The organism is Rathayibacter sp. YIM 133350, from assembly GCF_037404875.1.
GTDB lineage: Bacteria > Actinomycetota > Actinomycetes > Actinomycetales > Microbacteriaceae > Orlajensenia.
Map to the genome: position 1 here is coordinate 23,800 of NZ_JBBELO010000030.1, position 13,182 is coordinate 36,981.

Here is a 13,182-nt window from a genome sequence, read left to right on the forward strand (position 1 = left end):
GCTTCGGGTGGTCTCAGCCGACGCCGTGTTCCTCGTTGTAGCGATCGAGCACGGCGTCGATGGGGCCGTCGAGCACGAGCTTGCCCTTGTCGAGGTAGAGTCCGCGTGAGCAGAAACGCCGCAGGTCGCGTTCATTGTGGGAGACGAAGAACAGGGTGCGACCAGCGTCGAGCATCTCCTCGATGCGGCGATAGCACTTCTCGCGGAACGCCTTGTCGCCGACGGCGAGAACCTCGTCGACCAGCAGGATCGGTTCTTCGAGGCTCGAGACGACCGAGAACGCGATGCGCACCTTCATGCCGCTCGAGAGGTGCTTGTAGGGGGTGTCGAGAAAGTCGCCGATCTCGGCGAAGCCGATCATGTCGTCGAAGCGCTCATCGATCATCGCCCGCGTCATTCCGTGCAGGCCTGCGGTGAGGTAGATGTTGTCGCGCACGGTGAGGTCGTCGACGAAGCCGCCCGTGATCTCGATGAGGGGTGCGACGCCGGCGTGCACGCTCACCGTTCCCTCGTCGGGGATCATGACTCCGGCGACGAGCTTCAGCAGTGTGGACTTGCCCTGCCCGTTGCGGCCGACGACGCCGATCGCCTCGCCCTGCTTCACGGTGATGGTCACTCCGCGCAGGGCCCAGAACTCGTTCGGACGCGAGCGCCGCTCGCGGCCGGCGAAGAGGTCCTTGAACGTGCGACGGCCTCTCCGATTGCGCCGGAACCGGATGCCGACATCCTTCACCTCGATGGCGGGGGCCGTCATCAGATCTCCTTCAGAACGGAACGCACCAGCCGACCGAAGACGAAGATGCCGAGCGCGAGGAAGCCGAGCGACATGACGGCGGAGACGCCGACGTCGAACCAGTTCAGTTCAGAGGGGAAGAACCCCGCGCGGTAGAGGCTGAAGATGCCCGAGAGGGGATTGAACGCCGCCCAGAAACGGAATCCGTCGGGGAGGTCGCCGAGGCCGTAGACGATGGGCGATGCGTAGAACAGCAGTCGCAGGATGAGCTTGATCGCCCGCTCCAGGTCGCGGAAGAACACCACCAGAGGTGCGACGATGAGGCCGATGCCGATGGTGAGCACCGCCTGAAGCACCACCGCGAGCGGGAACAGGGCCAGCTCGATGTTCACCTTAGCGCCCGAGAAGATGGCGAAGAGGGCGAGCACCGGCAGGGCGGCGAGGAATTCGATGCCCTTGGAGAGCACGAGGCGGTTGACCCAGATGGAGCGCGGGATCATCGTCGAGCGGATGAGCTTCGCCTCGCGCAGGAACGCCCGCGTGCAGTCGGAGACCGCGCCGTTGAACCACGTCCAGGGCAGCAGCGCGCTCAGCAGCAGCACGATGTAGGGCTCGAGTCCGCTCCCGCGATGGAACACCTGGGTGAAGACGAACCAGAAGATCGCCGACATGAGCAGCGGGTCCAGGATCGACCAGAGGTACCCGAGGGCCGACGTGGAATAGCGCACCCGAAGGTCGCGACGAGTCAGCAGCCAGAGCGAATGCCGGTAGCGCTGTGCGGGCGATTGCTGCCGACGCGCCACGGCATAGGAACTCACCGGTCCATCGTAGGCGAGCACAGACGCGGCGCGGTTCAGCGGCGCGGGGGAGCGTCGATCAGACGAAGTGGTTCGCGCGCTCGAGGTCTTCGGCGAAGTCGATCTCGACGGCGTAGAGGTCGGAGATGTCGACCGGCTCGACGAGGATGCGGTCCTTCTCGATCGCGAGTTCGATGCCGCGCTCGAAGTAGTCCTGGTCGTTCACCCGGGTGAGGTAGCGGATGAGCGTGGACTTGTCGTGGCTCGAGATGTAATTGATGCCGACGGCCTCGCCCAGGCCGTTCTTGACCGTCTTGGAGAGCTCCTTGATGTAGCCCTCTGCGCTCGTCGTGTACTTGACCTCTTCGTCGGAGACCTTGGCGCGGTTCACCGTCACGAAGGACTGGTCACGCGCGATCATGGCGGCGGCGCGGTCGAGGATGGCCGGGTCGAAGACGACGTCGCCGTTCATCCAGAGCACCCCGCCCTGCTGCGAAGCCTGGAGTGCGCGGAGGAGGCTCTTGGAGGTGTTCGTCTGGTCGTACTGCTCGTTGTAGACGAACGAAGCCTCGGGGAAGGCCTCGATGATGTGCTCGAGCTTGTAGCCGACGACGATCGTCACCTTGGCATTGCGCCCGAAGGCGTGGTCGATGTTTTCGAACTGCTGCTGCATGATGGTGCGTCCGTCGCTCAGCTCGGTGAGCGGCTTCGGAAGCGAACGTCCGAGGCGGCTGCCCATGCCGGCGGCAAGAATGACGACCTGCGTGGTCACGATAATCTCCTCAAGCACCCGGATGACGCCGTCGAAAAGCCCCCAACATCGGAAATTCGTCTACGGTTCACCCTGAATTCAACACAGACACCCCGTTATGCCGTTTCCCAGAGTACCGTGTACCGCGAATCGGGGGACACCCCTTGCGGCCGCCGTGTCTGGATTGTAATGCTTCGTTGGGCGCTTTCTCAGGGTTCCCGGGCGACTTTGCGCCGATCGGACGGCCAATAGCCAGGTGCCCGACGCAAAGAGACGCCGCTCGTTGGGCTCGTCGCCGTGTGTTGATAGGTTGGCCCAGTGAGCTCCGTCCAGCAGTTCCCCGACCCCATCGACGCCGACATCGACGCCGAGGTCGAGGCGAGCGCGCCCACGCCGGTACGCCCGGTACGACCGGTACGTTCTCGCGGAACGGTCCGCTCGCCCAAGCAAGGGGATGCCGTCGATGCGTCCGCGGGGCGCGACGCGTCACCGGTGTCCGAGGATGATGCGGTGCAGCCGTCAAAGGCCCGCCCCGCCGCCGCGACGAACGCCGTTCGTGAGCGCGAGAGCGCCAAGGCGCGCGCCACACGAGAGAGCGCGAAGTCGACCGGAACCGCGTCGCCTCGTACGACGACCGGCGCGAAGAAGCCCGTGAGACGCCCCGCCAGCTCCCGCGTCGCGACTCCAGGCGCCGCCGACACGGATGCTGCCGACGCCACCGAGCCTGCTGAGACGGGTGTCGCCGACGCGTCGGCGACCACTTCGACGCGCGCCCCGCGACCGGTCAAGGCGCCCACTGCGCGAGCGACGACCGCCAAGACCCAGCGCCCGGTGCGAGCGCCGAAGCGCGGTACCGCCGTGGCGGTCACGACGGCCGTCGAGGATTCCTCCGACTCCCCGGAGCGGGCCGCGGGTCAAGAGAAGCCTGTTCGTGACGCGGCCACGGCGCGGCCGAAGACCGAAGAGCCGTCGGCCCTCACGGCGACCCCCGCCGAGGGGGAGGTCGAATCCCGCAACGACACAGCAGTCGAGCTCGCGGCGGACGACAGCGTGGCCATCGATGAGAAGCCGGTCGAGGCCACGTCGCTCGAGGCCGGGGAGGGCGACACTTTCGACGTGTTCGCGGACCTCGGCGTCGCCGACGACCAGTCCGACGGCATCCTTCCCGCCCTTCCCGCCGACACCGACTTCGACCAGTTGCTCGCGGAGGCAGTGATCGTGCCCCCAGCGGCGCTTTCTGACCGGCCCTTGACGACGGCCCGGCTGGCGCCGCCCGAGACCGCACCGGTGGTGCTCGCGATCCAGGGGCTGCGCAAGAGCTACGGCAGCACGCATGCCGTGGCCGGCGTCGATCTCGACGTGCGCACCGGATCGTTCTACGGCATCGTCGGCCCGAACGGTGCGGGCAAGACCACGACGCTCTCGATGGTGACCGGGCTGCTTCGACCGGATGCCGGTGCCATCACGGTGCATGGCATCAACGTCTGGGAGCGACCGACGGACGCCAAGCGCGTCACCGGAGTGCTGCCCGATCGGCTGCGACTGTTCGACCGCCTCACCGGGGCTCAGCTGCTGTATTACTCCGGCGTACTCCGCGGGCTCGACACCGACACCGTGCGGCGGCGCTCGGGCGACCTCGTGCGCGCCTTCGGACTCGATGAGGCCGTGAATCGGCTGGTCGCCGACTACTCGGCGGGTATGACGAAGAAGATCGCCCTCGCATGCGCGATGATCCATTCGCCGCGACTGCTCGTGCTCGACGAGCCGTTCGAGGCGGTCGATCCCGTCTCGGCGGCCAACCTCATCGAGATCCTGCAGAACTACGTGGCCGCCGGAGGCACCGTCGTGCTCTCCAGCCACGGCATGGACATGATCGAGCGGGTGTGCGACAGCGTCGCCATCATCGTGCAGGGCCGCGTGCTCGCGGCGGGCACGCTCGACGAGGTGCGCCAGGGCGTGCGCCTCGAGGACCGATTCGTCGAACTCGCCGGTGGGCGAAAGGTTGCAGAGGGCATGGAATGGTTGCACAGCTTCTCGGACTGAAGCTGCGTCAACTCGGCAACCTGTTCCGGCGAGGGCCGTGGCACGTCGTCGGGGTCATCGTCAGCATCCTCTACGGCCTCGGCATCGCCGTGCTCGCGTTCCTCGTGCTCGCCGGATTGCGGCTGGCCCCCGACATCAGCCTGCTGCGCGACGGGATCGTGCTCGCCGGCGCGATCGTGCTCGCCGGTTTCGTGATCGTTCCACTGTTCTTCGGCTCGGACGACAGCATGGACCCGCGCCGATTCGCCCTCTTCGGCGTCTCGAACCGCGACCTCTCATTCGGCCTCGCCGTCGCCGCCTTCGTCTCCATTCCGGCCCTGGTGCTGAGCGTCGCGCTGCTGGGCTTCGTGGTCACCTGGTCGCGCGGCGTGCTCTCGACGCTCCTCGCGCTCGTCGCCGCCGTGCTCGCCCTGGCCACGTGCATACTCGCCGCCCGGGTGAGCACGTCATTGGCGTCGATCTTCCTCGCCACTCGACGCGCGCGCGAGGTGAGCGCGTTCGTCGGCATCATCGCCATCGTGCTCATCTCGCCGATAGCAGTGCTCCTGGTGCAGGTCGACTGGGCGGGTTCTGGTCGGGGCACGCTCCACGGTGTGAGCGACGTGCTGTCCTGGACTCCCCTCGGTGCGCTCTGGGCGGTGCCCGCGGATGCCGCGGCCGGCAATGTGGGCCCCGCCCTGCTGAAGCTCGTGATCGCCGCCCTCACCCTCGGCCTGCTGTGGCTCGCCTGGCAGCGGCTCGTGGCGCACGCCCTGGTCACCCCGGGACGGCAGGCCCAGGCGCACGCGTACACCGGTCTCGGCTGGTTCGATCGCGTTCCTCCCGGCCCGACCGGCGCGATCGCCGCGCGTTCCCTCACCTACTGGCTGCGCGACGCCCGCTACTGGATGTCGCTCGTGATGATCCCCGTGCTGCCCGTGCTGCTCGTCGTTCCGCTCGCGGCCGTACACGTGCCGAGCGGCGTGCTCGCGCTGCTACCGGTTCCCGTCATGTGCGTCTTCCTCGGGTGGACCGTGCACAACGACGTGGCCTACGACTCCACCGCCGTCTGGCTGCACGTGGCCTCGGGGGTGAGCGGGGTCGCCGACCGCATCGGGCGCCTCGTGCCGGCCCTGTTGCTCGGCATTCCCCTCATCGCCGTTGGCACCATCGTGAGCATGCTGCTCTATCGCGACTGGAGCATCCTGCCCTCGTTCATCGGGGTGTGCACGAGCCTGTTCCTCGTGGGGCTCGGATGCGGAAGCTACACCTCGGCCCGCTTCCCCTACCCGGTGCCCAAGCCAGGCGAGAGTCCGTTCACCCAGCCGCAGTCGGCCGGGGCGGCAGCCGCGGCCGTGCAGTCGCTCACCTTCTTCGTCGCGATCGTGCTGACCGTGCCGGCGCTCTTCTTCGCCTGGATGGCGATGACCGTCGACCCCGACTGGCATCTGGCCGCCTTCATCGACGGCATCGCGACCGGCGTCATCGCCCTCGTGTTCGGCGTCTGGTGGGGAGGCGTCACGTTCGTGCGACGTGGGCCCGAGATCCTCGCGTCGGCCGTGCGGGCCTGAGTCCACCCCCCTGCGATAGGGAGTGGGCCCGGCCTAGAATGAACGGATGAGCGACACCTTCCACGCGAGCATCGCCGACCCGGGACAGCCCGGAGGCGGCACCAGCACCCTCGACCGTGAGCTCGAGGAGCTGCTCAACCAGGAGAACGTCGAGCCCGGAGATCACGAGCGCTTCTCGCACTACGTGAAGAAGGAGAAGATCCTCGAGTCGGCCTTGACGGGCAAGCCCGTCAAGGCGCTGTGCGGTAAGAAGTGGACTCCGGGGCGCGACCCCGAGAAGTTCCCGGTCTGCCCCACCTGCAAGGAGATCTACGAGCGCCTGCGTGAGGAGTAGCGGCGGTCGGTCGCCTCAGCGGTAGACGGTCGGGATGGCCGCCTCGCCGGCCGCGAGCCGGAATGCCTCGATGGGTAGTTCCTGCATGACGGCGGCCCGGTGCTCGCGGGCGGCGAGGGTGCCCTGCGGGCCGAGGTAGCGCGGATCGGCCACGCCGTCGCGCATGAGCGTGACCTGCAGCGGACGCTCGCGCGCGGCATCCCCGGTGCCCTCCGGCTCGCCCTCGGGCCCGTCGCCGAGATAGATGACTTCCTCGCGCGCCGTGCGGGTGGAGTCGATGCGTCGCACGGCGGTCTTGCGGCCACCGACGCTCGCCTTGTCGAGACTCGACTTGGCGACCGAGACCCACTCGCCGGCGTCGTCGCGGCGCGCCACGAGCTTGTAGACCATGCCCGCCGCCGGCGATCCGGAGCCGGTCACCACCGACGTTCCCACGCCGAAGGAGTCGACGGGGGAGCCGGAGAGCGAACCGATGGCGTACTCGTCGAGATCGCTCGTCACGGTGATGCGGGTGTTCACCGCTCCGAGCCGATCGAGCTGCTCGCGCACCACGCCGGCGATGGACGGCAGGTCGCCCGAGTCGATGCGCACGGCGCCCAGTTGAGGACCGGCCACGCGCACCGCCATCTCGACGCCCTTCTCGATGTCGTAGGTGTCGACGAGCAGCGTCGTCCCGGGGCCGAAGGCCGCCACCTGGGCGCGGAACGCCGCCTCCTCCGAGTCGTGCAGCAGCGTGAACGCGTGGGCGGCGGTGCCCATCGTCGGGATTCCCCACGTGCGCCCGGCCTCGAGGTTGCTCGTGGCCGTGAAGCCGGCGATGTAGGCGGCGCGTGCCGCGGCGATCGCGGCCCGCTCGCTCGTGCGACGGGAGCCCATCTCGGCGATGGGGCGGCCAAGCGCCACGGAGACCATGCGCGCGGCGGCGCTCGCGACCGAGGAGTCGTAGTTGAGCACGCTGAGGATGAGTGTCTCGAGGATGACTCCCTCGGCGAAGCTCGCGTTGATGATGAGCAGCGGTGAGCCGGGGAAGTACGCCTCGCCCTCGCGGTATCCCCAGATGGTGCCGCTGAAGCGGTAGTTCGCGAGCCAGTCCAGCGTCGGCCCGCTCACCACGTTGGCTGCGCGCAGCCACTCGAGCTCGGCATCCCCGAACCGGAACTGCTCGATCATCTCGAGGAGGCGGCCCGTGCCCGCGACGACGCCGTAGCGGCGGCCGGTGGGCAGGCGTCGGGCGAAAGCCTCGAACATGCTCTCGCGGTGGGCGGTACCGCTGCGCAGGGCGGCGTCGAGCATGGTGAGCTCGTAGCGGTCGGTCAGGAACGCGGTGCTGGCGGTCACGGCTTCACCCTACCTGCCGACTAAGCTTGCACGACGTGACGGATGCGCCGATTGGAATCTTCGACAGCGGCGTCGGCGGGCTCACGGTCGCCCGCGCGGTGAAGGACCAGCTGCCGAACGAGTCGATCCTCTACATCGGGGACCTCGAGCACTCGCCGTACGGCCCGAAGAAGATCGCCGACGTGCGCGGCTACGCGCTCGACGTTCTCGACGACCTCGTCGACCAGGGCGTGAAGATGCTCGTCATTGCCTGCAACACCGCCTCTGCGGCCATGTTGCGCGATGCTCGCGAGCGCTACAGCGTTCCCGTGATCGAGGTCATCCAGCCGGCCGTGCGACGGGCGGTCTCCTCGACACGCAACCGCCGTGTCGGCGTGATCGGCACGGTGGGAACCATCAATTCCCGCGCCTACGAAGACGCCTTCGCGGCGGCCCCCGACCTGTCGCTGTTCACGGCTGCGTGCCCCCGCTTCGTCGAGTTCGTCGAGGCCGGGGTGACCACCGGAGCAGAAGTGCTCGCCTACGCCGAGGAGTACCTCGCACCCCTGAAACAGGCCGGCGTCGACACGCTCGTGCTCGGCTGCACGCACTACCCGTTCCTGCGCGGCGCGATCTCCTACGTCATGGGCGATGCCGTCACGCTCGTCTCGAGCGACACCGAGACCGCCGGCGACGTCTACCGCACCCTCGTCGGCCAGGGGCTGGAGCGCACGAGCGGTCGTGCGCCGATCTATCACTACGAGGCCACCGGCAACAGCACCGCGGCCTTCCTCGACCTGGCCCATCGCCTGATGGGTCCCGAGATCAACAGCGTCGACCTCGTGCAGACCGGAACCATGCACGTGATCCGATGAGCGGCACCATCCACCACGGCACCAGCCACCATTCAGTGAGGACGACCTCGTGACAGAGATCACCCGCGCCGACGGGCGCACCCCAGACCAGCTTCGCGAAGTCACCATCGAGCGTGGCTGGAGCCAGCAGGCCGAGGGCAGCGCCCTCGTCTCGTTCGGGCGCACCAAGGTGCTGTGCACGGCATCCTTTACCAACGGCGTTCCCCGCTGGATGACCGGCAAGGGCAAGGGCTGGGTGACGGCCGAGTACGCCATGCTGCCGCGCTCGACGAACTCCCGCATGGACCGCGAGTCGGTGAAGGGCCGCATCGGCGGCCGCACCCACGAGATCAGCCGGCTCATCGGGCGCAGCCTGCGGGCGATCGTCGACATGAAGGCGCTCGGGGAGAACACCATCGTCATCGACTGCGACGTGCTGCAGGCCGACGGCGGCACCCGCACGGCCGCCATCACCGGGGCGTACGTCGCCCTCGCCGACGCGTTGGAATGGGGTCGTGAGCACAAGTTCATCGGCCAGAAGGCGACGCCGCTCATCGACAGCGTGTCGGCGGTCTCCGTCGGCATCATCGACGGCACGCCGATGCTCGACCTCGCCTACGTCGAAGACGTGCGCGCCGAGACCGACATGAACATCGTCGTCACCGGGCGCGGGCTCTTCGTCGAGGTTCAGGGCACCGCGGAGGGCGCACCGTTCGACCGCCGTGAGCTCGACCAGCTGCTCGACCTCGGCATCGCCGGGGGTGCGTCGCTGCGCGAGATCCAGGCCCAGTCGCTGGCGGCCGAGCTCGCTCGATGAGCATCGAGGTCGTGCTCGCCACGCACAACGCCCACAAGGTCGCGGAGTTCCAGCGCATCCTGGGTGCGGCGATGCCGCAGCTCACGGTGCTGCCCTATGACGGCCCGGCCCCGGTCGAAGACGGCGTCTCCTTCGAGCAGAACGCCCTTATCAAGGCCCGCGCCGCGGCAGCGCACACGGGGCTGCCCGCACTCGCCGACGACTCCGGCATCTGCGTCGACATCCTCGGCGGTGCTCCCGGCATCTTCTCGGCCCGCTGGTCGGGAGTGAACGACGGCGACGTCGACGACGCCAACCGCCGCCTGCTGCTCGCCCAGCTCGCCGACGTTCGGCCGGCTCATCGTGGCGCGCACTTCAGCTGCGTGATCGCCGTGGTGGCACCGGATGCCGAGAGCCGGCGCTCGTTCGAGGCCGTCGCCTCGGGGGAGTGGCCCGGCCGCCTCACTCAGGCGCCCGCCGGCTCGGGCGGATTCGGCTACGACCCGCTCTTCGTACCCGACGGGTTCGAGGTCACGGCGGCCGAACTGGCTCCCGAGGTGAAGAACGCCCACAGCCACCGAGCGCGTGCGTTCGCCGCGGCCATCCCGCTGCTCCAACGGTTGGCCTGAGGCTCGGCTGGCCCTGAGAACGGGACTCATTCCCATCAGCGGCGTGCGCGCGAAATCGCGCCTACCCTTGTAGTGACATGGCCCACGATCACGCGCACGGCGCATCCGACCGGTCCCGACTGCTCGTCGTCATCGGGATCGTCGCCGTCGTGCTCGTGGCCGAGGTGCTCGGCGGCCTGCTGAGCGGATCGCTGGCGCTGCTGGCCGATGCCGGTCACATGCTCTCGGACCTGACCGGGCTCATCGTGGCGCTCGTGGCTGCGGTCGTCGCGGCCCGGCCGGCGACCGACCGGCAGACCTACGGCTATCGTCGCGCCGAGGTCTTCGGCGCACTGATCAATGCGCTCATCCTCATCGGCGTGGCCATCGGCGTGACCCTGGAGGCCATTCCCCGCCTCGCATCCTCGGGCGATGTCGCCGTGCAGAGCACGACGATGCTGCTCGTGGGACTGTTGGGCCTGGCGGCCAACATCGCCGCGATGCTCGTGTTGCGTGGCGGCGATCGCACCTCGCTGAACCTGCGCGGAGCGGCGCTGGAGGTGTTCGGCGACCTCGTCGGATCGCTTGCCGTCATCGTCGCGGCGCTCGTGATCGCCGTCACCGGGTTCCTGCCCGCGGATGCGATCGCATCACTGCTCATCGCGGCCATGATCATCCCGCGTGCCGTCGTGCTGCTGCGCGATGTGGTGCGCGTGCTCAGCCAGTCGGTGCCGCCCGAGACGAGCGTCGCCGAGATCCGTCGCCACATCCTGGGCACCGAGGGCGTCGTCGACGTTCACGACGTGCACGTGTGGGCGATCACCTCGGGAGCGCACGTGTTCAGCGCCCATGTCGTGGTGGAGTCGAGGGCGCTCGCGGGGGAGCAGGCGGGATGCCTGCTCGACGAGCTCAGCGAATGCCTCTCACAGCACTTCGACGTGGAGCACTCCACGTTCCAGCTCGAGCCGGCGGAGCATGCGGCGCACGAGCACCCGCACCACGCCTGAGCGGTCAGCGCACCTCACGCTCAGTGAGCGGGAGGCCTCAGCTGTGCTCGGGGCGGCGTTGGAACACCTCGGGGTCGAGGGCGAGGCGCTCGGCCTCCGTCGCATCCGTGGTCGCCGCATCCGCTGACGCGGCGGCGGAACGCTTGGCAGCACGCGAGGACTGGATGTAGTGCCAGATGGTGGGCACGAGGGTGACGACGACCGCACCGATGAGGATGATGTCGATGTACTCGCTCACGAAGTCGGCCACCGGGGGAATGAACCCGAGCAGCCAGCCGAACATCGTCACGCCGGCGCCCCAGATGAGGGCCCCGATGAGGTTGTAGAGGGAGTAACGCCGGTAGTTCATCCTGCCGACACCCGCCGCGACCGGCGCGAAGGTGCGCACGATGGGCACGAAGCGGGCGAGAATGACGGCCAGCCCGCCGAAACGCGTGAAGAACGCGTTGGTGCGTTCCACGTTCTTCACGCTGAAGAGACCGGATTCCTTGCGCTCGAAGATGCGCGGGCCGAAGCGATGGCCGATGAGGTAACCGACTTCGCCGCCGAGGAAGGCCGCGAACCCGATCGCCAGGCACACCCACCAGATGTCGACGCCGATGAATCCCTGGAACGTGAGGATGCCCGCGATGACGAGCAGGGTGTCACCCGGAAGCAGGAAGCCGATCAGCAGACCGGTCTCGGCGAAGATGATCGCGCAGATCACCAGCAGCGCCCACGGACCGGCGCCGTGGATGATGGCCTCGGGATCGAGCCAGGGGATGAGGGCGGTGTGCATGGCCCGCAGTCTACTGTGACGGGGCGTCGGCAGCCTGAGGGCTGACCCTGCGTTCGCGACGGTCGATGCGCCAGGCGCGGATGCCGGCCAGGACGGAGGCGAGGATGGCGACGGCGGCGATCACGTAGGAGGCGACCCTGACCTGCGGATTGGATGCGGCGAAGTAGCCGATGACCGTGATACCCACGCCCCACGCGAGCGCGCCGACGAGGTTCGCGGTGACGAATCGCAGGTAGGCCATACGGCCCACACCCGCGATGACGGGCACGAAGACGCGGCCCCACGGCACGAAGCGGGCGATGACCACGGACCACCAGCCGAAGGTGCGGTAGAACCACTCGGTACGAGCGATCGCCTTCTGCGTGCGGGCGCCGCCGCGGCGGTCGAGATACGGACGGCCGTAGCGGCGGCCGAGCAGGAACGCGACCTGGTCGCCCGCGAAGGCGGCGATCCCGGTGCCCAGGGCGAGCACCCAGATGTTCAGGCCGGGCTGCACGGCAGCGAGGATGCCGGAGGCGAACAGCAGCGAGTCGCCGGTGATGAAGGGGATGAAGACGCCCACGAACAGCGCCGTTCCCGAGAAGACGAGCGCCCAGACGATGAGGTAGAAGAGCACGACCCCCACCTGGCCGATGAGGTCGGTCAGCTGCGAATCGAGCGCGGAGGCGTGCAGCATCCGTCAGCCCACCGGGCGGCACTGACGGCGCGCGTCATCGTCGGTCGGATAAGGCATGCCTCACTATCCCACGCGGACTGCGCCTGACCCGAGTTCTTCAGTGCGGAAGGCGGTCAACGCTCCAGATCGCAGGGGGTGGGTCAAGATCTCGGGAGTGCCTTGGGCAGACACCGCTGGCAACCGCGTCCGGGGACCGCAGAACTCTTTCGCGTTCTGGGTGGTGCCCTTCTCGCGTCTGCGACCGCCTTGATCGTTCTCGCGTCTGCGACCGCTTTGACCGTTGGGCTGACGGACCTGCTTGTCTTCGGGTCGCGTTCCTACTAGTGAGAATCGTGGGCTCACCAGTCGAGGACGCCGGGGGGCCGGGGTGGGGAGGTCCGGATGCCTACCCGTCCAACGCTGGCTGATCCCCGTCCCGTCGAAGTCTCCGGCTGAATGCCAACCTCACGAGTGAACCGCCTAGACCGAGCACACAGAGAACGAGCAAGCCAACGTCCGTGGGTCCAGGTCCGGCGTCGCTGATGTTGAAGATCATGGCTGCGCCGATGAGGGTGAAGGTGATGATGCTGCTGATCGCGTTGCGCGATGAGATGTACCACCAGGGCTGGCGGAATGGGAAGGCCATGAGCTGAGGCTAGTGGTCGAACGTTCTTCGTGGGTGTACCGCCGCAGATCCGCCATCCGTGGTGGTCGGTTCCCATGCCAGAGTCCGGCGTCACATACAAGTCGGAGCCGTCCAAGCGGTGCCCGTAGGGGCCGGGGCAGGGTGCGCCCGCAGGCCCCTCCACGTGGCGATCGTCTGATCGAACGCCGTGGGTGGCTCCCCTCTTCAGTGCGGAAGGCGGGACTTGAACCCGCACGCCGAAGCACAGGAACCTAAATCCTGCGTGTCTGCCAATTCCACCACTCCCGCAAGTGCCTCACCAGTGTAGGTCAGG

Annotated in this window: 13 protein-coding genes and 1 tRNA gene; 7 read left to right on the forward strand and 7 right to left on the reverse strand. The window is 68.1% G+C overall.

The features are described 5' to 3' along the window. Nucleotides 1-13 precede the first annotated feature (13 nt). Genes WDJ51_RS09745 through WDJ51_RS09755 form a run of 3 tightly spaced genes read right to left on the reverse strand, consistent with a single transcriptional unit; the run spans nt 14 to nt 2,302 of the window. Nucleotides 14-754 carry an ABC transporter ATP-binding protein gene (locus WDJ51_RS09745; protein ID WP_337852262.1) on the reverse strand — a complete coding sequence of 247 codons (741 nt, stop codon included), beginning with the start codon at nt 752-754 and terminating at the stop codon, nt 14-16. Then, the gene (locus WDJ51_RS09750) at nt 754-1,551 is read right to left on the reverse strand and encodes an ABC transporter permease (RefSeq protein WP_337852263.1); all 798 of its coding nucleotides are present in this window, start codon (nt 1,549-1,551) and stop codon (nt 754-756) included. The genes WDJ51_RS09745 and WDJ51_RS09750 overlap by 1 nt, the downstream gene beginning before the upstream one ends. Before the next feature lie 58 nt (nt 1,552-1,609). After that, complete coding sequence (locus WDJ51_RS09755) at nt 1,610-2,302, reverse strand: phosphocholine cytidylyltransferase family protein (RefSeq protein WP_337852264.1); 693 nt, start codon at nt 2,300-2,302, stop codon at nt 1,610-1,612. Between the two features lie 1,227 nt (nt 2,303-3,529). Here WDJ51_RS09755 and WDJ51_RS15515 point away from each other — a divergent pair. The 3 genes from WDJ51_RS15515 to WDJ51_RS09770 are packed head-to-tail and all read left to right on the forward strand — an operon-like array spanning nt 3,530 to nt 6,208. Beyond that, nucleotides 3,530-4,324: an ABC transporter ATP-binding protein gene (locus WDJ51_RS15515; RefSeq protein WP_443218481.1), complete on the forward strand. Its 795-nt coding sequence runs from the start codon at nt 3,530-3,532 to the stop codon at nt 4,322-4,324. Beyond that, nucleotides 4,300-5,874 carry a hypothetical protein gene (locus WDJ51_RS09765; RefSeq protein WP_337852266.1) on the forward strand — a complete coding sequence of 525 codons (1,575 nt, stop codon included), beginning with the start codon at nt 4,300-4,302 and terminating at the stop codon, nt 5,872-5,874. Before WDJ51_RS15515 ends, WDJ51_RS09765 begins: the two co-directional genes overlap by 25 nt. Before the next feature lie 46 nt (nt 5,875-5,920). Beyond that, nucleotides 5,921-6,208 (forward strand): DUF3039 domain-containing protein, encoded by a 288-nt coding sequence (locus WDJ51_RS09770; protein WP_337852267.1) that lies wholly within the window; start codon nt 5,921-5,923, stop codon nt 6,206-6,208. Between the two features lie 15 nt (nt 6,209-6,223). On the opposite strand, the gene WDJ51_RS09775 is transcribed toward WDJ51_RS09770, so the two are convergent. Beyond that, complete coding sequence (locus WDJ51_RS09775; RefSeq protein WP_337852268.1) at nt 6,224-7,546, reverse strand: nicotinate phosphoribosyltransferase; 1,323 nt, start codon at nt 7,544-7,546, stop codon at nt 6,224-6,226. 35 nt (nt 7,547-7,581) lie between these two features. Between WDJ51_RS09775 and murI the strand changes: the two genes are divergently transcribed. The 4 genes from murI (at nt 7,582) to WDJ51_RS09795 (ending at nt 10,790) form a co-directional block, all read left to right on the forward strand. Beyond that, a complete protein-coding gene (gene murI, locus WDJ51_RS09780; protein WP_337852269.1) occupies nt 7,582-8,400 on the forward strand; it encodes a glutamate racemase in 819 nt (272 codons plus the stop codon). A gap of 49 nt (nt 8,401-8,449) precedes the next feature. Next, nucleotides 8,450-9,196: a ribonuclease PH gene (gene rph / locus WDJ51_RS09785; RefSeq protein WP_337852270.1), complete on the forward strand. Its 747-nt coding sequence runs from the start codon at nt 8,450-8,452 to the stop codon at nt 9,194-9,196. Beyond that, a complete protein-coding gene (gene rdgB, locus WDJ51_RS09790) occupies nt 9,193-9,804 on the forward strand; it encodes an RdgB/HAM1 family non-canonical purine NTP pyrophosphatase (RefSeq protein WP_337852271.1) in 612 nt (203 codons plus the stop codon). The genes rph and rdgB overlap by 4 nt, the downstream gene beginning before the upstream one ends. Before the next feature lie 77 nt (nt 9,805-9,881). Continuing rightward, complete coding sequence (locus tag WDJ51_RS09795) at nt 9,882-10,790, forward strand: cation diffusion facilitator family transporter (protein ID WP_337852272.1); 909 nt, start codon at nt 9,882-9,884, stop codon at nt 10,788-10,790. 37 nt (nt 10,791-10,827) lie between these two features. On the opposite strand, the gene WDJ51_RS09800 is transcribed toward WDJ51_RS09795, so the two are convergent. The 3 genes from WDJ51_RS09800 to WDJ51_RS09810 all read right to left on the reverse strand — a co-directional run bounded on the left by WDJ51_RS09800 (nt 10,828) and on the right by WDJ51_RS09810 (nt 13,157). Continuing rightward, nucleotides 10,828-11,568 carry a DedA family protein gene (locus WDJ51_RS09800; RefSeq protein ID WP_337852273.1) on the reverse strand — a complete coding sequence of 247 codons (741 nt, stop codon included), beginning with the start codon at nt 11,566-11,568 and terminating at the stop codon, nt 10,828-10,830. Nucleotides 11,569-11,578: 10 nt separating this feature from the next. After that, nucleotides 11,579-12,244: a DedA family protein gene (locus WDJ51_RS09805; protein ID WP_337852274.1), complete on the reverse strand. Its 666-nt coding sequence runs from the start codon at nt 12,242-12,244 to the stop codon at nt 11,579-11,581. An 833-nt stretch (nt 12,245-13,077) separates the two neighbouring features. Next, nucleotides 13,078-13,157: transfer RNA gene (locus WDJ51_RS09810), tRNA-Leu, on the reverse strand. Between the last annotated feature and the right edge of the window lie 25 nt (nt 13,158-13,182).

Excerpts from the sequence above, each read along its gene's own strand:
- WDJ51_RS09745 (WP_337852262.1), bottom strand. The coding sequence starts at position 754 with ATGACGGCCCCCGCCATCGAGGTGAAGGATGTCGGCATCCGGTTCCGG.
- WDJ51_RS09765 (WP_337852266.1), top strand. The coding sequence starts at position 4,300 with ATGGTTGCACAGCTTCTCGGACTGAAGCTGCGTCAACTCGGCAACCTG.
- WDJ51_RS09770 (WP_337852267.1), top strand. The coding sequence starts at position 5,921 with ATGAGCGACACCTTCCACGCGAGCATCGCCGACCCGGGACAGCCCGGA.
- rdgB (WP_337852271.1), top strand. The coding sequence starts at position 9,193 with ATGAGCATCGAGGTCGTGCTCGCCACGCACAACGCCCACAAGGTCGCG.
- WDJ51_RS09795 (WP_337852272.1), top strand. The coding sequence starts at position 9,882 with ATGGCCCACGATCACGCGCACGGCGCATCCGACCGGTCCCGACTGCTC.
- WDJ51_RS09800 (WP_337852273.1), bottom strand. The coding sequence starts at position 11,568 with ATGCACACCGCCCTCATCCCCTGGCTCGATCCCGAGGCCATCATCCAC.
- WDJ51_RS09805 (WP_337852274.1), bottom strand. The coding sequence starts at position 12,244 with ATGCTGCACGCCTCCGCGCTCGATTCGCAGCTGACCGACCTCATCGGC.